This window comes from Rhizobium sp. UFLA01-1127, from assembly GCF_059803845.1.
On sequence record NZ_JAUQTZ010000306.1, the window covers coordinates 1 to 888 of the forward strand.

An 888-nucleotide genomic window follows, 5' to 3' on the forward strand; every position below is an offset into this window, starting at 1 on the left:
GGAATGTTCAAGGAAGCTCGGCACAACCATCTGCATCTGATCGCCGTAATAGCCAATAAGCTGCCGGAGGAATGAAATCGGCAGCAGCGTGTTGCCGGTCTTCGATTCCTGTTCGAAAATGATCTGCGTCAGGACAGAATGCGTAATATCTTCACCGCTCTTGGCGTCCTGGACGATGAATTCCTCGCCCTTCTTTACCATCTCCGCCAGATCATCCAGCGTTACGTAGGTGCTGGTGCCGGTATTGTATAGGCGGCGATTGGCATATTTCTTGATTACGATCTGGCCCTCAGTCTTTGCCATTATCAGTCTCCTGGCCCCGTCTGATTGTATGGAATATTCCTCCACCACGGAGTGTAGACGCAAAAGAAGCTTGGTGACAATCGGTTTGTGCGATGCGGCAAGACCTTTCCTTCGACTGGATTTTGAAGGCGGTGACAGCTTCGTGAAATCTGCGCGATGAAAATTCTTGCTGTTTGACTCCGGCGCAAAGCTTTGACAGTTTCGCCTCATATACGTGTTCATCTGTGAGGAGGCTTCCATGAGCAGTTCATCCATCGTCGTCGCCAGCGCGGCCCGCACCGCGGTCGGTTCCTTCAACGGCGCTTTCGCGACCGTTCCGGCGCATGAACTTGGCGCGGCCGCCATCAAGGCTGCGCTGGAGCGTGCCGGCGTCGATGCCAAGGAAGTCGATGAAGTGATTCTCGGCCAGGTGCTTCAGGCCGGCGAAGGGCAGAATCCGGCCCGCCAGGCCGCTATGAAGGCCGGCATCCCGCAGGAGGCGACGGCCTGGGGTGTGAACCAGCTTTGCGGTTCCGGCCTGCGCGCCGTGGCGCTCGGCATGCAGCAGATCGCAACGGGTGACGCAAAGATCATCGTCGCCGGGGG

2 protein-coding genes are annotated in these 888 nt (G+C 57.2%); one reads left to right on the forward strand and one right to left on the reverse strand.

From position 1 onward, the window contains the following. Positions 1-303 (reverse strand): polyhydroxyalkanoate synthesis repressor PhaR (gene phaR, locus Q4Q11_RS31910; protein WP_498571990.1); only part of this gene is annotated, 303 nt, incomplete at its 3' end. Between the two features lie 238 nt (positions 304-541). Here phaR and Q4Q11_RS31915 point away from each other — a divergent pair. Beyond that, a partial coding sequence (locus tag Q4Q11_RS31915) for a thiolase family protein (protein ID WP_498571991.1) occupies positions 542-888 on the forward strand: 347 nt, incomplete at its 3' end.